This is a genomic window from Rheinheimera muenzenbergensis, assembly GCF_036984005.1.
Taxonomy (GTDB): Bacteria; Pseudomonadota; Gammaproteobacteria; order Enterobacterales; family Alteromonadaceae; genus Alishewanella; species Alishewanella muenzenbergensis.
The window spans coordinates 181,039-195,244 of the sequence record NZ_JALAAR010000008.1; the positions used below are offsets into that span (position 1 = coordinate 181,039).

At 48.3% G+C, this 14,206-nt stretch carries 15 protein-coding genes; 5 read left to right on the forward strand and 10 right to left on the reverse strand.

The features are described from left to right. Positions 1-1,470, reverse strand: a complete 1,470-nt coding sequence (zwf, locus tag MN202_RS11205) for a glucose-6-phosphate dehydrogenase (RefSeq protein ID WP_335736210.1) — start codon at positions 1,468-1,470, stop codon at positions 1-3. A 268-nt stretch (positions 1,471-1,738) separates the two neighbouring features. On the opposite strand from zwf, the gene MN202_RS11210 reads away from it, so the two are divergent. Then, positions 1,739-2,596, forward strand: a complete 858-nt coding sequence (locus MN202_RS11210; protein ID WP_335736211.1) for a MurR/RpiR family transcriptional regulator — start codon at positions 1,739-1,741, stop codon at positions 2,594-2,596. 135 nt (positions 2,597-2,731) lie between these two features. After that, complete coding sequence (gene pyk, locus MN202_RS11215; protein ID WP_335736212.1) at positions 2,732-4,168, forward strand: pyruvate kinase; 1,437 nt, start codon at positions 2,732-2,734, stop codon at positions 4,166-4,168. Between the two features lie 61 nt (positions 4,169-4,229). On the opposite strand, the gene MN202_RS11220 is transcribed toward pyk, so the two are convergent. Continuing rightward, positions 4,230-5,201 (reverse strand): DMT family transporter, encoded by a 972-nt coding sequence (locus MN202_RS11220; protein ID WP_335736213.1) that lies wholly within the window; start codon positions 5,199-5,201, stop codon positions 4,230-4,232. 208 nt (positions 5,202-5,409) lie between these two features. Here MN202_RS11220 and MN202_RS11225 point away from each other — a divergent pair, with 208 nt between their 5' ends. Beyond that, the gene (locus tag MN202_RS11225) at positions 5,410-6,396 is read left to right on the forward strand and encodes an ATP-dependent 6-phosphofructokinase (protein ID WP_335736214.1); all 987 of its coding nucleotides are present in this window, start codon (positions 5,410-5,412) and stop codon (positions 6,394-6,396) included. 2 nt (positions 6,397-6,398) lie between these two features. Here the strand turns inward: MN202_RS11225 and MN202_RS11230 are convergent, their stop codons facing one another. The 4 genes from MN202_RS11230 to MN202_RS11245 all read right to left on the reverse strand — a co-directional run bounded on the left by MN202_RS11230 (position 6,399) and on the right by MN202_RS11245 (position 9,286). Beyond that, a complete protein-coding gene (locus MN202_RS11230) occupies positions 6,399-7,217 on the reverse strand; it encodes a LytR/AlgR family response regulator transcription factor (RefSeq protein WP_335736215.1) in 819 nt (272 codons plus the stop codon). Next, on the reverse strand, positions 7,210-8,292 hold the full coding sequence (locus tag MN202_RS11235) for a sensor histidine kinase (RefSeq protein ID WP_335736216.1): 1,083 nt from the start codon (positions 8,290-8,292) through the stop codon (positions 7,210-7,212). Before MN202_RS11235 ends, MN202_RS11230 begins: the two co-directional genes overlap by 8 nt. Positions 8,293-8,401: 109 nt before the next feature. Next, positions 8,402-8,800 carry an acyl-CoA thioesterase gene (locus tag MN202_RS11240; protein WP_335736218.1) on the reverse strand — a complete coding sequence of 133 codons (399 nt, stop codon included), beginning with the start codon at positions 8,798-8,800 and terminating at the stop codon, positions 8,402-8,404. 105 nt (positions 8,801-8,905) lie between these two features. Then, a complete protein-coding gene (locus MN202_RS11245; RefSeq protein ID WP_472511566.1) occupies positions 8,906-9,286 on the reverse strand; it encodes an HIT domain-containing protein in 381 nt (126 codons plus the stop codon). 44 nt (positions 9,287-9,330) lie between these two features. Between MN202_RS11245 and MN202_RS11250 the strand changes: the two genes are divergently transcribed. Further along, positions 9,331-11,118, forward strand: a complete 1,788-nt coding sequence (locus MN202_RS11250; protein ID WP_335736219.1) for a M61 family metallopeptidase — start codon at positions 9,331-9,333, stop codon at positions 11,116-11,118. Here MN202_RS11250 and MN202_RS11255 read toward each other — a convergent pair. The 3 genes from MN202_RS11255 to MN202_RS11265 form a co-directional block, all read right to left on the reverse strand. Next, a complete protein-coding gene (locus MN202_RS11255) occupies positions 11,108-11,920 on the reverse strand; it encodes a M23 family metallopeptidase (protein ID WP_335736220.1) in 813 nt (270 codons plus the stop codon). The two genes, MN202_RS11250 and MN202_RS11255, sit on opposite strands and share 11 nt — an antisense overlap. Beyond that, complete coding sequence (locus MN202_RS11260) at positions 11,883-12,740, reverse strand: 6-pyruvoyl trahydropterin synthase family protein (RefSeq protein ID WP_335736221.1); 858 nt, start codon at positions 12,738-12,740, stop codon at positions 11,883-11,885. Before MN202_RS11260 ends, MN202_RS11255 begins: the two co-directional genes overlap by 38 nt. A gap of 77 nt (positions 12,741-12,817) precedes the next feature. Continuing rightward, positions 12,818-13,075: a hypothetical protein gene (locus MN202_RS11265; RefSeq protein ID WP_335736222.1), complete on the reverse strand. Its 258-nt coding sequence runs from the start codon at positions 13,073-13,075 to the stop codon at positions 12,818-12,820. 144 nt (positions 13,076-13,219) lie between these two features. On the opposite strand from MN202_RS11265, the gene fabA reads away from it, so the two are divergent. After that, a complete protein-coding gene (gene fabA, locus MN202_RS11270; RefSeq protein ID WP_335736223.1) occupies positions 13,220-13,732 on the forward strand; it encodes a 3-hydroxyacyl-[acyl-carrier-protein] dehydratase FabA in 513 nt (170 codons plus the stop codon). A gap of 68 nt (positions 13,733-13,800) precedes the next feature. Here fabA and rmf read toward each other — a convergent pair whose 3' ends face one another. Next, entirely contained in the window at positions 13,801-13,983 is a 183-nt protein-coding gene (rmf, locus tag MN202_RS11275) for a ribosome modulation factor (RefSeq protein ID WP_068238104.1), read from the reverse strand. Positions 13,984-14,206: the final 223 nt, after the last annotated feature.

The window sequence follows — 14,206 nt, forward strand, 5'->3', positions numbered from 1 at the left end:
TTATTCTTCCCAGTTACGGTCGTCCCGCGCCAGTAATGAAATGGCTGACACCGGCCCCCAACTGCCTGCCTGATAGCTTTTTGGCGGCTCGTTACTGGTTTTCCAGGCTTCCAGAATACCGTCTACCCATTTCCAGGCATGCTCTACTTCATCACGGCGCACAAACAGGTATTGATTACCTAACATGGCTTCCAGTAATAAACGCTCGTAAGCATCGGCAATGCGTTGCGATTTAAAGGTTTCGTCAAAGCTTAAATCGAGCTTACTTTCCTGCAGACGCATATGCTCGCCCAGGCCGGGTATTTTATTCAGTACCTGAATTTCCACACCTTCATCCGGTTGTAAGCGGATAATCAACTTATTCGCCGGTAATTGGCTGTAGGTGGCATGAAAAATATTGTGCGGTTGCGGCTTAAAACAAATAACCACTTCACTGAGTTTTGCTGCCATACGTTTACCGGTACGCAGGTAAAACGGCACCCCAGCCCAACGCCAGTTATCAATATCTACCTTTAAGGCAACAAAGGTTTCGGTTTTGCTGTTTGGCCGGGCGCCCTCTTCTTCCAGATAGCCAGGCGCCGCTTTACCGGCAACAAAGCCATTCGCATATTGGCCGCGAACGGTTTTTTCCTGAATATTGCTGATATCAATGCGGCGCAGCGCTTTAAGTACTTTTAACTTCTCATCCCGGATGCTATCGGCATCCAACCGCGCTGGCGGCTCCATTGCAATCAGCGTCAGCACCTGTAATAAGTGGTTTTGTACCATGTCGCGCATCTGGCCGGCATCGTCGTAGTAGCTCCAGCGGCCTTCAACGCCAACTTCTTCGGCCACGGTAATCTGCACATGGTCAATCGAGTTGTGGTCCCAGTTGCCGGCAAAAATAGCGTTGGCAAAACGCAGAGCCAACAGGTTTAACACCGTTTCTTTGCCAAGGTAGTGGTCGATACGGTAGATTTGGCTTTCTTTGAAGAATTCAGCGACCTGGTCGTTAATCACCTGAGATGAGGCTAAGTCGTGGCCAATAGGTTTTTCCAGCACTACCCGTGCTGGCTCAGCTGCCAGCCCTGCTGCCGCCAGGCCTTTGCAGATCACACCAAATAAGGACGGTGGCGTGGCAAAATAACTTACCGGCACCCGCTTAGTTATATCGGCCACCGCTGTTAGCTTGTTGTAATCCTGCTCGTTCGCCAGGTCCAGTTGCACATACACCAGCTTTTGCTGCAGACGCTGCCATACTGCGGTATCCAGTGGCTCCTTTAAAAACTTATTCAGATTGGTTAACACCAGTTCGGCATAAGCTTCTGACGACATGTCATCGCGGGCAACGCCGATAATGCGCGATTCAGCACAGAGTAAATCGGCCTTCTCCAGCTGGTACATTGCCGGAAGCAGTTTACGGCGGGCTAAATCCCCTTTGGTACCAAACAGTATTAAGTCACATGCTGAGTTTTGTGCTGTGGTTGTCATAGCTGAACCTTGAATTAGATGTAATTTTACAACACTTAAGCCATACTAGCGCAGCATAACCGGGTTGTAAACCGAAGATCTTGTAATTAAATTACAGTTTGCGTAATGCTTTGACTATTCTTATATAATAAGGCAGCCTTAGCAACGGATCTGTCATTTTGTGGTAAATTTAATACTATTTTGCTGACAGCTCTGATGAAAAACAACCCAGGTTACACTCTGAGTTACAGCCTGTAGCCGCTTATTATTATAATGCAGGAATAGCCGTATGAACGTGCTGGAAAAAATCGTTACTAGCGTGAACAATTTTAGCAAGTCTGAGCGCAAAGTTGCTGACGTAATACTGGCGAATCCACAAACTACGATACATAGCAGCATCGCCGCTTTAGCAAAAATGGCTGATGTAAGCGAACCAACGGTAAACCGCTTTTGCCGCCGGCTGGATACCAAGGGCTTTCCTGATTTTAAGCTGCATTTAGCGCAAAGCCTGGCCAATGGCACACCTTATGTAAACCGCCATGTTGAAGAAGAAGATGGCCCTGAAGCCTACACGGCAAAAATCTTTGAATCAACCATGGCTGCCTTAGACACAGCAAGACAACGTGTTGATATTCCTATGATTAACCGCGCTGTTGATGTGTTAACCCAGGCAAAGAAAATCTCATTTTTTGGCCTTGGCGCTTCTGCATCAGTTGCTCATGATGCTCAGAACAAGTTTTTTCGTTTTAACGTGCCTGTGGTGTGTTTTGACGATATCGTTATGCAGCGTATGAGTGCCATTAACAGTGCTGAAGGCGATGTTGTGGTATGTATCAGCCATACCGGCCGCACAAAAAATCTGTGTGATATTGCCGCTATTGCCCGCGAAAATGACGCTACAGTCATAGGTATTACTGCTTATGACAGCCCGCTGGCAAAAGAATGTACTCTGGTATTGTCGCTAGACGTGCCGGAAGACACCGATATGTATATGCCAATGGCGTCACGCGTTGCACAGCTGGTACTGATAGATATACTGGCGACCGGTTTTACACTGCGCCGTGGCAGCAAATTTCGCGAAAATCTGAAAAAAGTTAAAGACAGCTTACGTGGCTCACGTTTTGAGAAAAAAGACTTTGCCAGTTAACCGCCTGGTGCAGTTGTCAGCGCAACTGCACCAACCTGTCGCTTTTCTGCTTTTTCGTACTGTATTATGTAATAAAATTACATTACACTAAAAGTCATCTGATATCCCCTCATTGCATCACGCAGGATTATTACCATGCACAGAAGAACTAAAATCGTCGCAACTCTGGGTCCGGCTACCAGTACTCAGGTAGCTATTGAAAAACTGATCCAGGCCGGCGCGTCAGTATTTCGGCTAAACTTCTCGCACGGCAGCGCAGACGATCACCGTGAGCGCGCAATGATGGTGCGGGCCGCCGCTGCTAAACTCGGTGCGCACGTTGCCATATTGGGTGACTTACAAGGGCCAAAAATCCGCGTTTCAACCTTTAAAAATGGCGCAGTCACGCTGGATGAAGGTCAAAGCTATGTGCTGGACGCCGAACTTGGCAAAGGTGAAGGCGATGAGCAACAGGTAGGTATTGACTATAAAGAGTTGCCACAAGATGTAAACGCCGGTGACTTACTATTACTAGATGACGGTCGTATTCAACTGCTGGTGGATCGGGTAGAAGGCCAGCGCGTCTATACCACTGTTACCGTTGGCGGTAAGTTAAGCAACAATAAGGGTATAAACCGCCAGGGCGGTGGTTTAACCGCCCCTGCCCTGACCGACAAAGATAAACGCGATATTATTACCGCTGCTGAAATTGACGTCGACTTTTTAGCGGTATCTTTTCCACGTTGCGGCGACGACTTGCGCTTAGCACGCGAATTAGCGCAGGCTGCCGGCTCTGAAGCCCGCATAATGTCTAAAATTGAACGTGCTGAAGCGGTAGCCGATGACGAAACCCTCGACGATATTATCCGTGCTTCAGATGCTGTGATGGTGGCCCGCGGTGATCTTGGCGTTGAAATTGGCGATGCCGAACTGGTTGGCCAGCAAAAACGCATTATTGCCCGTTCGCGTCAGCTAAACCGGGTAGTGATTACCGCCACCCAGATGATGGAAAGTATGATTGAAAGCCCGATGCCGACCCGCGCTGAAGTTATGGACGTGGCAAACGCGGTACTGGATGGCACCGATGCGGTTATGTTGTCAGCAGAAACCGCTGCAGGTAAATACCCGACTGAAACGGTTCGGGCGATGGCACGGGTCTGTGATGGCGCAGAAAAACACCCCAGTGTTCAAATTTCCAAGCACCGGATGGATGTCACCTTCACTGAAATCAGTGAAACCATAGCCTTATCTGCTATGTACGCCGCTAACCATTTGGAGGGTATAAAGGCCATTATTACCCTGACTGAATCAGGTTACACTGCTAAGTTAATGTCGCGTATTACTTCACCTCAGCCAATTTTTGCACTGTCACGCCATAGCAAAACGCTGAACAAAATGGCGTTATACCGTGGTGTATACCCGGCATTTTTTGACAGCACAGCCCTTAATGGTCAAGCGCTGGCCGACGCTGCTATAGACGCGATAAAAAGCAAAGCCGGTCTAAAAAGTGGCGATCTGGTGATCATGACCCATGGTGACGTGATGGAAACTATCGGTGCCTCTAACACCTGTAAGATTGTGCAAGTTAAGTAAGCTGTCAGTTTCAGTAATAAAAAAGGCTCAACAGAGCCTTTTTTATTACCTGTAATCTGGCTTAAAACACATCACGCTGTAACTTGCGCACTTTACGTGCGGCCCGATATTCAACAAACTGTGGTGCCAGAGCGGTGAGCGCCGAACCCAGTACTACCATTACTGCTCCCAGCCAGGACAATGCATTAAGTTGTTGTGGTACTAAAAAGCCCGGCAGCAGAGAACCGATAATATTGGCAAATAAAATGGTAAACAGCGGTGTAATAGCCAGTACAGCGCTGACTTTAGACGCTTCCCAATGATGCAGTGCTTCGGCAAATGCACCATAGGCCACCACGGTATTCAGACAACAAAATATCAAAAGGCCCCAATGCAGTGTAGTTAACTGGCTGAACGGATTAAAATCCGCTACCGGAATAAAAGCAAAGGTGCCGGCGCAGTACAACAGATACATAATTTGTTTAGAGCTGTAGTGCACCAGCAGCTGTTTTTGTGCCAGCGCATAGGCTGCCCAGGTTACTGCCGCGGCAATGACCAGCAGCACCCCCAAGGTTTCACTGCCTGCCTGCAATATCAACTGCAGCAAACGTTCATTAAAAAACAGCAGCAAGCCGGTAACCAACACTACCGCGCCTACTTTTTGCCACAATAACAAAGACTCTTTAAAGATAATAACACCGCCCAGCATCATCAAAAAAGGTGCCAGTTGAATAACCACCTGCCCTGTCTCAGCCGTCAGATAATTCAGGCCGCTAAGATACATAATATAATTTGATAGCAACCCCAGCACGGCAATCAACATCAGTTTGGCAACCCTGGAGCTGAACAACAGCGCCATTTTGGGCAGATTACCGCGGGCTGACAACCATAGGCCTACCAGCACAGCTGCGGCCAGGAAGCGAATGGCGGTAATGGTATTAGCCGTTAACACGTCCAGTAGTACCTTTAGTGCAATAGGCAATATGCCCCACAGCACAGCGGTAGTGAGTGCCAGCAGTAACCCCAGCAAGCTTTTACCGGTAATTTGGTGCATAGTGGTATCCCGGATGACAGGCAGCGCCAGAGCTGCAGCTTTAATAAAGGCGTCTATTGTCTCGCAAAAGCCACTGGCTTGTCTGCTTAATCTGCGACAGATCAGACTAATTGACTACAGCTTGCGTCACATCAAACAAAGCACTGACAATTAACACCTATACTAAGCGGCATTAAACGTTTAACACGCAGCGTATGAGGTTTAGACGATGAAACGAATTGGTGTGCTGACATCAGGTGGCGACGCGCCAGGTATGAATGCCTGTATCCGTGCCGTGGTGCTGACAGCGGCGGCGTATAACCTTGACGTCGTCGGCTTTCATCATGGCTACAATGGCTTGTTAGACGAAGATTATCAAACACTGTTGCCGCAACATGTTCAGCATATCATTCAGCATGGCGGTACCATTTTAAAAAGTGCCCGCTGCAAGGCACTGTACACCGACGCTGGCGCCGTGCAGGCAGCGCAGGTGCTGCATAAATTACAATTGGACGCCTTAGTTATTATTGGTGGTGATGGCAGCTTTCGCGGTGCTCTGGCGATAGCACCACATTATCATGGACAGTTAATTGGCGTGCCCGGCACTATTGATAATGATGTCGACGGTACTGACTTCACTATAGGTTTTGCCACTGCTATTGATACTGCGCTGGACGCGATCGATAAAATACGCGATACCGCAGATGCATTCGAACGGATTTTTCTGGTCGAGTTAATGGGGCGTCATTCGGGTTATATTGCGCTGTCGGCGGGAATAGCCGCCGGTGCCGAGCAAATAATTTGCCCCGAGTTTGGTCCGGTGTCAAAAGCGCAGCTCACTAAGCTACTGGCACCTATACAACATGCACAGCTGTTACGGGGTAAAAGCAGCTACATTATGGTGGTGGCGGAAAACAGTTATCCCGGCGGTACCATAGCGCTGGCAGAAGATCTTTCAGCTGAGCTCGGCACTGAATGTCGCGCTTGTATACTTGGGCATATTCAACGTGGCGGTAAACCGGTAGGGGCTGATCGCATACTGGCAACCAAGCTGGGTGCCTATGCGGTAGAACAACTGGTTAATGGTGCGCATCTGATGATGGCCGGCGAATTAAACCAGCAGGCGGTGCTGTATCCGCTGGCTCAAACCGGCGAGCGGACTAAGCAGATAGATCCTTATTTAGTACGCTGGCAACAACAGATCGCCAGCGACTAAGGTTATTGGCTAAATACCTGTTTGACGCGATCTTTGTAGCTGCGGCTTACTTTAACAGCCTGGCCGTTTGTCAGCATAAGCTGATGCTCGCCGTTTGCCAGCATTTGCAGTTTGGCAATGGTATGCACATTGACGATGGCTGAGCGATGCACCCGCACAAATAAACGCGGATCCAGCTCTTGCTCGAGCTCTTTCATGGTGCGCCGCAAAATATGGGTTTGGCCATCGCGGGTATGGATACACATATAATCACCGGCGGCGTCTACCCATTCAATGGCGCTAACCGGCACCCGGGTAATTTCGCCACTATCTTTAATACTGATTGCTTCAGGGTAACGCTCATTTACCACTGGCTCAGCGTTGTCCAACCGCTGCAGGATATTGTCTGCATCGTCGCCAGTCAGGCGGGCTACTGCTTCGGCCAGTTGGCCTTTGTGCAGCCGAGAATCGTCTGCCCGGGCGACTTTGATGGCTTTTTCAACCGCTTGTTTTAGTCGCTCCGGTTCAACTGGTTTTAACACATAATCAAGAGCACTGACTTCGAAGGCGTTAAAGGCGTAATGATCATAAGCGGTAACAAAGACTACATAAGGTAACGGGCTGTTTAATTGCTGCAGCTGTTTCAGTACGGTAAAACCGTCCATGCCAGGCATTTCAACATCCAGAAAGACCAAATCGGGTTGCAAGCGACTAATGGCTTCAATTGCCTGTTCGCCATTACTGCATTCAGCAATTACGTCCAGCTCAGTAAACTCTTTTAACCTGACTTGCATACCTTTGCGTGCCAGCGGCTCATCATCAACTACTATAACCTTAAGCATGTTCCTGTTCCGTTTGTTCTAATTGTAATGGGATCCTGATATTCACCTTCAGGCCACGCGGCTGATTATGGGTTAGCACCAGTGCAAAGTCATTATCGTACAAAGCAGCCAGGCGCTCTTTAGTATTAACCAGGCCTACGCCACTGTCGTTACTTTTCGGCAAACCGTTAGTGATACTCATGCCCGGCCCGTTATCGGCTACTTCCAGTAGCAGATCATGGCCGAACTTTTTCGCCGTAATCGCAATTTCGCCACCATTTATCTGGCTGGCGACAGCATACTTAATCGCGTTTTCAATCAATGGCTGTAAAATCAAACTGGGTACCAGAGCTTTTTCTGTCCCGGGTTCAATATCAAACACTATCGACAATCGTTCAGAAAACCGCACTCTTTCAATCTCCAGATATAATCTGGCGGCGTAAATTTCCTGTTCTAGTGCCACTTTGTTAATAGGATCTTTGTACAACGAATAGCGTAAAAAGTCACTAAGTCTGGTAACCATTTTATTCGCAGTGTCAGTTTCGTTAATCAGCACCAGCGTAGAAATGGCGTTGAGGGTATTAAACAAAAAGTGCGGGTTTAGCTGATAGCGCAGCATTTTTAGCTGGGCTTCGTGCGCTTTATTGGTGGCAGTTAATGACTTCTGTTTTTCCTGCTGCAATGTCTGATAGTACTTAATACCAAAATATAAGCCACTCCAGCTTAGCATTACGTAAAAAGCAAAGGGGGTATCACGCACATACTTCAGCCAGTCTTGCGGCCGGCCACCATGTTTATAAATTTCCCAATAGTTGAAATTATGCACTGCCGTCCAGATTGCAGCAATCAGGGTTGTTACCAGCAATACGGTGCTGGCAAGTTTCCACGGCGACCAGTGCCAGATACGCTGATAGGCATATCGCAGTGGAATCGTAATTAGCCAGCCAATATAGGCATCCAGAACTACCACAATAACATAGGCATCACGGGTTTCGAGAACCAGCGAGTTCAGGTAATTAACAATAGCGAAGCCGAGCCAGCCTAACGTATGTAGCAGCCAAAACTGTCGGTTTCTGTCTTCAAAAATATGCTTCAAAATACCAACCTGAGGGGCTAATGATAACGGCCGATTATAGCTAATTCAGCTGTTGCTGCCTGTAACACCTGCCGTATTGCAACAGACATTAATCGCATTTGTTGCCCATTTAAGGCAGTACCGGAGTCGGTTTGCGATCCGGCCCTAAGGCGACAAAGGTAAAACTACCGGAGATAGCCTTGTGCTGATCATCGTGGTACATATTCTCGACAAAGATATCAACCTGCACCCGGATACTGGTGCGGCCAACGTGTTCCACCTTAGCGACCAGCTCAATTATAGTACCGGCCGGAATAGATTCCTTAAAATCAACCCGGTCCGAGCTCACCGTTACCAGCGGTTTGCGGCAAAACCGGGTAGCGGCGATAAAAGCGGCTTCATCCATCCAGGCCAACGCTTCGCCACCAAATAAGGTGTTGTGATGATTTGTCCGGCCGGGAAACACGGTTTTAGTTACCCGGGTTACTGCGTATTCTATCCGTTTGGCGATCAGCGCTTCATTACTCATAATATTACTCTTTACCATTGCAAGGCGCGGATTCTATAAGACCAGTGCGCAATTGCAACAGTATGGTTGATAAAAACGCCAGCCGTGCAGAATTCAAGCTGGCCTTTACCGGCTCAGCATCGGGCCAAGTGCTCTGCCGCCGACCAAATGCAGATGGATATGATAAACCTCCTGCCCGCCATGCGAATTACAGTTCATAATTAACCGATAGCCTTTATCTGCAATGCCATGCTCGGCAGCCAGTTTTCGCGCCACAGTAAACAAACGGCCAAGTGCGGCTTCATGTTGCGGTTCAACATCATTTACCGTTGGGATCAACTGATTAGGAACCAATAAAATATGCACCGGCGCCCGCGGGCGGATATCCCGAAACGCCGTGACCAACTGGTCCTGGTACAGAATATCAGCGCTTGCCTCGCGGCGGATTATCTTACTGAATACCGTTTCTGTTGCCATGGCGTTTTCCTTGTCTGCTTTTCGCGGCATAATAACCAGCTTAATACGACCACAGCATGCAGGCAAAGTGAATTATGACAAAATCGGTGTTTTATCAAATTGATATTGCAGATATCGCTGGCCATATTATTGAGATTAGCTTGCACTTTACGCCGACAGAAAAGCAGCATAGCCTGACTCTGCCGGCGTGGATCCCGGGTAGCTATATGATCCGCGATTTTGCCCGGAATATTACCAGCATCAGCGCCGGTGACAGTGAAGGTGCTCTGCAGCTACAGCAAACCGATAAACAAAGCTGGCAGCTAAGCTGCCGACAACACCGCGTGACAGTCCGTTACCGGGTGTACGCCTATGACCTGTCAGTACGAGCGGCCTATGTTGATGATGAAATTGCAATACTCAACCCCGCTTGCCTGTGCTTAGCCGTTAGTGGATTGCAGCAACACCTACATAAGCTCGAGCTGATAAAACCCTCCTCTGGCAATTACCAGCACTGGCGCCTGGCCACATCGTTAACACCGGCTGCAGACACCGCCTGGCTTGATTTTGGTGGCTATAGTGCAAAAAACTATGCCGAGTTGATAGACGCGCCGGTTTTAGCCGGGGTGTTTAGCCTGTCAGAGTTTAGTATTGACGCTATACCGCACTATCTGGTGATAAGCGGTGACAATCAGACGGATCAAGCCAGGTTTACCGCTGATTTAAGTCGTATTTGCCAGACACAAAAACAGCTGTTTGGTGGCCTGCCAACAGATTTAACCCGCTATTGGTTTTTACTCTGGATCAGCGAAGACGGTTACGGCGGTCTGGAGCATAAAGATGCCACGTTATTGCTAAGTAACCGCAAAGCCTTGCCGTTACCCGCCCATTCAGCCGGCACGGTGACAGAGATTAATGAGCATTATCAGGATTTACTGGCGCTGTGTAGTCATGAGTATTTTCATACCTGGTGGGTAAAACGGTTAAAACCGCAGTGTTTTGCCAGCTATCAGTTAAATACTGAGCAGTACACTCCCCAACTTTGGCTGTATGAAGGCTTTACCTCTTATTATGATGACCTGGCCCTGGTGCGCAGCGGCCTGATTAGCCAGCAGCGCTATATCACCACACTGGAAAAACTCATTTCACGAGTCACGCGTAACCCAAGCAATGACAAGCAAAGCCTTACCGATAGCAGCTTTAATGCCTGGACAAAGTTTTATAAGCAAGATGAAAACGCACCTAATGCTGTAGTCAGTTATTATGCCAAAGGCGCACTGCTGGCCTTGTGCCTGCACAGTGAGCTGGCAGCGGCCGGAAGCAGTCTGGATAACGTTGTGGCCCAGTTGTGGCAGAGCTATTTGCCTGGCGGTACGCCTGACAATGCACTGCAGCTAACCCTGCAGAACATGGGCTTTGCAGAACTGGCAGCACAATGCGATAACTGGCTCCATAATGCCCAAGCGCTGCCGCTCCCCTCGGCCTTGAGCAAGCTTGGTTTACACCTTAGTTTCAGGCCAATGCAGCATAGTGATGACCTGGGAGGCGAAGTTACAACTGAGGTGGCTTTTATCGGTATTCAGAGCAAATGGCATAACGGCCTGTTGCAAGTGACGCAGGTCTATCATGGCAGCAGCGCACACCAGGCTGGCATAATGGTGGCTGATCAGTTGCTGGCGTTGGATGGCCGTAAAATTACCGCTTCTACCTGGCCAGAATTGCTGCAGCGTCACCCACTAAACAGTACCGTGCAGCTGAGTTTGTTTCGTAAGGATCGCTTACTGCAAACCAGCATAACGTTAGCTGTCGCTACGCAACAGGTAGCGGTGCTTACAGTTACCGATCCGGGCTTATGCCAACAATGGCTGGTTGCTAGCGACTAACAGGTAAGCCCGGCAACAGTGCCGGGTCTAACCGTTCCTGTAGCCAGTTAATGCGCCAATCCAGATGTGGCCCGGTTACCCGGCCTGTCGCCCCTACTTCGGCAATTTTGTCGCCTTTGGCCACAGTATCACCAGGCGCAACATCCATCTTACTTAAATGCATAAAAGTAGAACTGATACCAAAACCGTGATCAATAATTAGCGTCAGACCAGAGTAATACAGATCGTCTGCCAGCAGCACCTTACCTGCCAATGGTGCTACAACCGGCGCACCAACAGCTGCGGCCACGTCCAGCCCATAATGCGGATTACGGGGTTGGCCATTAAACACCCGCTGGCTGCCATAAACGCCTGAAATACGCCCTTGTGCCGGCATTATAGGCTGCTGAAATATAGCCTCCGAGTCAGATATATTTTGTCGGGCCGCTTTAACACGTAGATTATCACGCTGAATACGTGCGGTAACCTCTGCCGGTGGCGTAACGTATTTTTGAGCTACGCCATTAACATGCTGCACATCGTACTGTCTGGCTTTTAGCGTCAGGGGTTTAACCAGGGTTTGATCCTGAAAGCTTACAGTCAGACTATGCTCTAGCGGCGCATCGCGACCAACACCAAAGACAAAACGCCCTTCGTCATTCAACTGCAGTACAGTGTCATTAAATAACACCTGGCTACCTGCTGGTGCCTTACCGAAAATAATAGCGCCCTGGGTAAAGTCGCCATTTAATTCCACCTCAATAGCTGCTGCAGCGCCAGATACACTAGCTGTAAGCAACAGCGCCTTTAGCCACGCCTTCATAGGCTACTACCTTATAGTCTTTTGTGTTGTCCAGTTGTTTAAGCTCGGCTGCAATATAGTCGGCCAGACATTCTACAGTGGTATCGCAGGGCACAATTTCGCAATGTGCTTTGGGAATGCACAGCTCAAACCAGCCCTGCGCGGCCTGATAGCGAAAGCTGTAATCATCTGCAGAGGCGCTCAGGTGCTGCAGTGCAGCTGAGTCACATAAATCTTCCGTGGTGCCAAGGTAAATGTCCTGCCAGCGTTCACACCAGTATTTATTTAAGCGTGGCGACAGCATATTGTCGGTATAAATTTGAATAGTAGAGCGGTGGCCATGGGCAATGCGCTGGCAATTGCCATCGTGCTTTTTCAGGCCATGACTGTAGTGATAATAAAAGCCCTGGCTGGCTTCTGGCCGTAAGGTTAGCACCAGCTGAGCCACATTGTCGGGCAATAATGGCTTTATTTGTTGCTGCAAAAACTCGGTCAGACTGGCTTCATTTATCTGCTCTGCCGCTATGGCAACTATGGCTTCTGCCGGGGCGGCCATACTAATGCGGCCGCGGCCACTGTCAAATTGCAGTACGTTTTGTTCGCCCTCTTGCTGCAATGTCAGGCTGCGACAGTTGGCAGGTAACGCTAATTTGTGATCAACCAGTTGATCAATAGCCTGCTTAATCAGTTTTTTTACTTTAGAAAAATCCAGCACCATAGAGGTGGCATCCAGCTTGCCGTGCAGCTCGACATCAACAATATAGCTCTCGCCCAGCATGCCGCGTTCAGCACACAAATAAGAAAAATCAATAACGGTTAAATCCCGTACAAACAAAATCATGGCTGGCTCTCTACAAGCAAAAATAGGCCGTTATTATACCGGTATAGCCGCGATGACAACACCGGGTAGCGGCAGTTTTAACGCTTATGTTCGGTTAACCAGCTATTTAAAATGCCGACCTGGCCACATTTATGTGCGGCATACATTAAGCGGATAGCATTGCTTAGCAGCACGCTGTCTGTCCATTCAGTTTTTTGTTGTATTTCCTGATAACAACTCAGCGCTTCCTGCGTCAAATAACCGCGTAACTCTTTTTTACCCGATTGTTTTTGCCGCTCGCGATAGCGTTGTTGTTTTTCTGCATTCGTTAAAGCTTTTGCTGTTTTACTAGTCATATTGTCACTCTGTGGCAATAACCTTGTCATACCCGCACTAAACTACTGATTGCGGTGTAATTTACGATAATAAGACAAATCGGACTTGTTTGGCGTACAAGTGTTCGCTAAAGTGGCCGCGCATTTTCACTGGATTAAACATACATGACAAAGAATAGCTTTACAAAAGAAGATTTAATCGCCTGCGGTAATGGCGCCTTATTTGGTGATGGCAACTCCCAATTACCCTCAGACAACATGCTGATGATTGACCGTATCGTGCATATTTCTGAAGACGGCGGCCTGTATGGCAAAGGCCAAATCATCGCCGAATTAGACATATCGCCGGATTTATGGTTTTTTGCCTGTCACTTTAAAGGCGACCCGGTTATGCCAGGCTGTTTAGGTCTGGATGCAATGTGGCAATTGGTGGGCTTTTTTCTAGGTTGGTCCGGTGGACCAGGTAAAGGCCGGGCTTTAGGCGTTGGTGAAGTTAAGTTTACCGGCCAGGTTTTACCAACCGCCAAAAAAGTAACTTATACCATTAATATTAAGCGCGTAATTAAACGTAAGCTGTTTATGGGCATTGCCGATGGTGTGGTAAGCGTTGACGGCCGCGATATCTATGCCGCTACAGATCTAAAAGTAGGCCTGTTTCAGGATACGTCCAACTTCTAAGTTTACCCTGCTGTAAAATGACGAAGCCCCGCATTGTTGGCGGGGCTTTACTGCTAATTTAGCGAAAATCACTGACCTTTATTAAACAAGCCTACATTTCTGTCTTCAATTGCTTCGCGCCAGCCTCCTAACCATTGGGAGCGCGTATCTAAACCTTGATATGGGCAAATTTCTTTTGACCGTCCGGTAACACCAGCGCGGTAACCTTGAGCATGAGCACGTTCCAGACGATCACGTTTTTGTCTTTTCATACGGCAGTCTTCCTCAACTTTTAAGATTAAAATAACCGCTAACTCAGCAGCGGCTACCCTTTAATTGATAGCTGAGCAGGACAAAAGGTTCAATCTGCATTCAGCAAATTATAAGCTTGACAAAAGCTAACGAACTGAAGTTGTTTAAGATTTGATGACAATTTTATTTAGATCTAATTAAACTAAAAAATCTGGGTTTTATGCTTTTTTTATCCAACCGATT

Excerpts from the sequence above, each read along its gene's own strand:
- MN202_RS11250 (WP_335736219.1), top strand. The coding sequence starts at position 9,331 with ATGACAAAATCGGTGTTTTATCAAATTGATATTGCAGATATCGCTGGC.
- MN202_RS11255 (WP_335736220.1), bottom strand. The coding sequence starts at position 11,920 with ATGAAGGCGTGGCTAAAGGCGCTGTTGCTTACAGCTAGTGTATCTGGC.
- MN202_RS11220 (WP_335736213.1), bottom strand. The coding sequence starts at position 5,201 with ATGCACCAAATTACCGGTAAAAGCTTGCTGGGGTTACTGCTGGCACTC.
- MN202_RS11265 (WP_335736222.1), bottom strand. The coding sequence starts at position 13,075 with ATGACTAGTAAAACAGCAAAAGCTTTAACGAATGCAGAAAAACAACAA.
- MN202_RS11225 (WP_335736214.1), top strand. The coding sequence starts at position 5,410 with ATGAAACGAATTGGTGTGCTGACATCAGGTGGCGACGCGCCAGGTATG.
- zwf (WP_335736210.1), bottom strand. The coding sequence starts at position 1,470 with ATGACAACCACAGCACAAAACTCAGCATGTGACTTAATACTGTTTGGT.
- rmf (WP_068238104.1), bottom strand. The coding sequence starts at position 13,983 with ATGAAAAGACAAAAACGTGATCGTCTGGAACGTGCTCATGCTCAAGGT.
- MN202_RS11260 (WP_335736221.1), bottom strand. The coding sequence starts at position 12,740 with ATGATTTTGTTTGTACGGGATTTAACCGTTATTGATTTTTCTTATTTG.
- MN202_RS11210 (WP_335736211.1), top strand. The coding sequence starts at position 1,739 with ATGAACGTGCTGGAAAAAATCGTTACTAGCGTGAACAATTTTAGCAAG.
- MN202_RS11240 (WP_335736218.1), bottom strand. The coding sequence starts at position 8,800 with ATGAGTAATGAAGCGCTGATCGCCAAACGGATAGAATACGCAGTAACC.
- MN202_RS11230 (WP_335736215.1), bottom strand. The coding sequence starts at position 7,217 with ATGCTTAAGGTTATAGTAGTTGATGATGAGCCGCTGGCACGCAAAGGT.
- MN202_RS11245 (WP_472511566.1), bottom strand. The coding sequence starts at position 9,286 with ATGCCGCGAAAAGCAGACAAGGAAAACGCCATGGCAACAGAAACGGTA.
- fabA (WP_335736223.1), top strand. The coding sequence starts at position 13,220 with ATGACAAAGAATAGCTTTACAAAAGAAGATTTAATCGCCTGCGGTAAT.
- pyk (WP_335736212.1), top strand. The coding sequence starts at position 2,732 with ATGCACAGAAGAACTAAAATCGTCGCAACTCTGGGTCCGGCTACCAGT.